The 3,726-nt window shown below is 39.5% G+C and carries 3 protein-coding genes; 1 reads left to right on the forward strand and 2 read right to left on the reverse strand.

Features of this window, described 5'->3' with window-relative positions:
- Nucleotides 1-988: 988 nt before the first annotated feature.
- On the forward strand, nt 989-1,234 hold the full coding sequence (locus tag F6K57_RS39485) for a hypothetical protein (protein ID WP_293074220.1): 246 nt from the start codon (nt 989-991) through the stop codon (nt 1,232-1,234).
- 181 nt (nt 1,235-1,415) lie between these two features.
- On the opposite strand, the gene F6K57_RS39490 is transcribed toward F6K57_RS39485, so the two are convergent.
- Together F6K57_RS39490 and F6K57_RS39495 are read right to left on the reverse strand one after the other, a co-directional pair.
- Nucleotides 1,416-2,528 carry a sulfotransferase gene (locus tag F6K57_RS39490; RefSeq protein ID WP_293051200.1) on the reverse strand — a complete coding sequence of 371 codons (1,113 nt, stop codon included), beginning with the start codon at nt 2,526-2,528 and terminating at the stop codon, nt 1,416-1,418.
- A gap of 110 nt (nt 2,529-2,638) precedes the next feature.
- Nucleotides 2,639-3,676 carry a class I SAM-dependent methyltransferase gene (locus tag F6K57_RS39495; protein ID WP_293051197.1) on the reverse strand — a complete coding sequence of 346 codons (1,038 nt, stop codon included), beginning with the start codon at nt 3,674-3,676 and terminating at the stop codon, nt 2,639-2,641.
- Between the last annotated feature and the right edge of the window lie 50 nt (nt 3,677-3,726).

Consider the following 3,726-nt stretch of genomic DNA (forward strand, 5'->3'; position numbering starts at 1 on the left):
TCGTCAGGATTTTTACGTTCGCGTAGCGTGACTGCATGTCAATCGCATCTGGTTCTCACGGATTCAGTCGTTACAGTGTCGAGCCTGATACCTCTTGGTTTCACACAGATGTGTCAGGCAGCCAGGGCACTACCTACCAATTTTAGTTGAGAGTAGACGAAAAAAATTACAAAGGTGCGCTTTCCGTTGGCGAATTAAATTCGCCACGGGTCGCACCTAAAGATTTCTATCCTTACCAATACTTAATATTGAGCAATTGTGGTTTCCCATTATCACTAGTTGGTTAAGTCAAAATTTTTCTTTTGATGACGTTTTATATTTAGTTATTGATTGACCGTAGGTCACGCTACGCGAACGAACGAGTTGGGCACGGATAAATTTAATAATGGTTAGCCTCGTTTATGACAATAGAGCTATCCCTATATATTGGCAATTGTTACCTAAATTAGGCTCAAGTAACTTGACGGAACAAATTCAAATATTCGAGAAAGTTTTACCCTGTCTTGATGCAGTCGCTCATGGGGGGAACCCCCAAGACCGCGCTGCATCGCTTATTTAAAAACTATCAACCCCTCGTATTGGGAGATAGAGAATTTTGTTATGTTAAATTAGCTGACTGGCTAAGGAATAAGTCTTTACAGTTTTGTTTGAGGCTAAGAAAGGATGAATTTGTGGAATTAGAGAATGGAATTTGGAGAGAGTTAAATGCTTGAGGATTAAAACCAGGATTATCTTTGTTTCTTCAAGGGGGAAAAGTAACAAAAATTTACAAAATTGCTGGTTTTAATATAGCTAGTAAATGGAAACGAAAGTTACACGGTTGCTCTCCCAAAGAGGGATGGTTTATCTTAACAAGTTTAGATAATCTTACCGAAGCTATCAGAACTTATAAAAAGCGTTTTAATATAGCGGTGCGACCCCGGTCGGGTTTCCCGACCTAGGGAACGCGCACCAAGAGAAGAAGAAATGTTTAGATATTTTAAAAGTGGTGGATATAACGCGCGAAGATACTAATCTTTCTGGTGAGCGTTTGATATCTTTGATATTACTTGTAGCAATTGCCTATAGTTTGGCCACTTTTCAAGGGCAAAAAATAAAAAGTAAAGGTGTACAAAAATATGTTGGTCGAGTTAAAGAGTCTGGACGTATGGAAAGGAGAGATAGCAGCTTTTACATTGGCTTATATGGGCTTGCGTTGGGTGAGTTTTATGGAATCGTGTTGGGATTTGGTTAAGGAGTTAATGAGCTTAAATCGCAATAAACTGGAGTATTATTTACGAGGTCTAAGAGCTAGGTTCCTTATTATGGCTACATTCTAGCTTTCATGTCACCCCGTCAGCATTGGGTGATTAAAAATAAAGTCCATTTGATTCTAGCTTTAACTTTTAATTAAATTGTTAGTTGTTGATTATTATTTATAGTTCATTGGCGATTTTATCAAACTTGTACTCCTGATAAACAAATGAAAGGTCTTTCATAATCTGCTCTCTTGTTAAGTTAAATTCTTCAAGATTTCTGACACGATGTTTGCGTTTATATTTTTTTTGTTTTTGCGCTTGTTTTTTAATATATTTTTTTAATTTATTACTAGGATTAATTCCAGTAAAATCTACTAGTTCTTCCAAGGCTTTCTCTAAATCAGATATTAATAAGTCATAACGCATAATTCTGACGTTGCTTTCTGGTATCTCTTGATTTTTGTGAAGCTGATAAAAATAGCGATAAAGATCTACATTATAGCGATATCGCCTTTCCTCATATCGTTGAATTTTATCGGGTGGTATATTTTTACCCCATTGGTTTTCAAGAAAGTTTCTATCCAAAGAAAGATGAGAAGGAATTGTTTCGTGAGGTGGACGAACTAAATAGATAAACTTGGCATCTGGAAATATTTCTAGCAATGTTTTAATGCGGTGAGTAGAAAAATGAATTTGCGCAATTACTTGTTTTTTCCCTGTGTAATAGATATGCCGCTTTAAACAACTTTCAAAAAATTTTACTGAACTTCGACGACGAGATGCTGGTTGCTGATCATGGAAGCGAAGCTCTGGATGCTCCTGATCATCAAAGGCTAAGGGTGTGGTTAAAAGGACAAACTGAGTATCGGCTTGGTGAAGGAATAATAGTTCTTCTTCTTCTACTCTATCAATAAAAATTCCATGTCCAATATCATCAGGTATCAGGGAGTTTAGATTGTGTTTAACTAAATAGTCAACCAGAGGCTTAGCTAAAATACGAGCTGTGAGTGATGGAACAAAAATATGCCAAGCTTTGAATGTAGTAAATTCTTCTGTTTGGGTTAGTAAATGATGGAGGAAAGTAGTCCCACTCCGAGGGTGTCCAATGATAAATATCGGTTTCACCACTTTAATGTCACGATACTTATAAAAGAAAATCTCATCTAAAGCCAGGGTTAGTCTAACCAAAATAAAAGCTAAGGGTGGCAGAAATAACCATAAAAAAAACCAGTGGCTTATCCCAAAGGTTTTCCAACATGAAATAATAATTCGGTAATAAACCTTTAACATGTTTTATATTTTAATGATTGGTAAATACTTTTTATTAAAAATAGACATATATAGCAGTCCTCAATTTGAGAACTGCTATAATGACTAATATGTGTGTCCGTCCAACAGACTTAGGGCTTTACTGCCACCTGTTGACCAGTGGCTGGTGTTCGTCGGAACTCAATGGGTTTGCGGGGAACTAAACCTGCCTTTTGTTGCCATTGAGCTATCTCAGAGAAAGACCAGTTACTACCAGCACTGGTCAAAGAGAAAAACAAATTCCCCAATGCACCCAGTTGTCCATCGTGTTTGGAAGGAAATATAGTTTTCTGAACGACGAGATGGCCTCCAGGTCGCAGAGCTTCAGCCAAACGCTGAAATAGCTCAATATTGGTTTTTTCATCAAAGTGGTGTATTAGGTTAGCCATAAAGATTAAGTCATAAGCATTGGTGCCTAGATCGTCTGTAAGAACATTGCCAGCTTTATAAACCACGCGATCGCCCATGCCTTCCTCGGCCAGGAGCGGTGCTGCATATTCAATGCCCTCAGGTAAATCGAGGATGACGGCTTTAAGGTCAGGGTAGCGGCGGCAGAGGGCTACTGACAAATAGCCGTGAGAGCCACCAACATCTAGCATTTTCTGAGCACCAGTTGGTACAGGTGTGCATTGGACTACTTCAGAAGCAGCTACGCTAGCGATTGAGCGCATACCCCGATGATAAAGTTGCCAGTGATGGGGGGACATTTTATCGTGAGATTCCAAAGGCTCTCCAGTGCGGATGAACTCTTCTAAGTGGGTGAGCCATTCCCACGCCAAAACTCGGCTAATGGTGTAATCGTAAAGTGACGACTCATTCTCACTTAGTAGCCATTTACGGGCAACTGGAGCCAAGGTATAGCACTCCTTCTGCTTGGCAAGGTAATCTGTAGCAACAAGAGCATCTAAAAGCTGGGTTAAGGCATGCTTGTTGAGATTACACCGCCCAGCAATCTCTTCGGCTGAAAGTGAACTTGACCCTAGGGCTTCAAACACACCTAGCTGTGTTGCTGCTATAAGAGATCGGGCTAGAATCAGGCAGGCTTGAGTTTCGATCGCAGGTTGGGGTACTTGCCCCAAGGCAAGGGCACTCTTTTCGAGCAAGTTTTCAGGATTAATACCAACTCTCATCTAGAACTATTAGCTCCTTTAATAAATCCAATGACTGGAATAAAACGGGG

Origin of the sequence: Moorena sp. SIO4A5, from assembly GCF_010672005.1 — a bacterium.
GTDB lineage: Bacteria > Cyanobacteriota > Cyanobacteriia > Cyanobacteriales > Coleofasciculaceae > Moorena.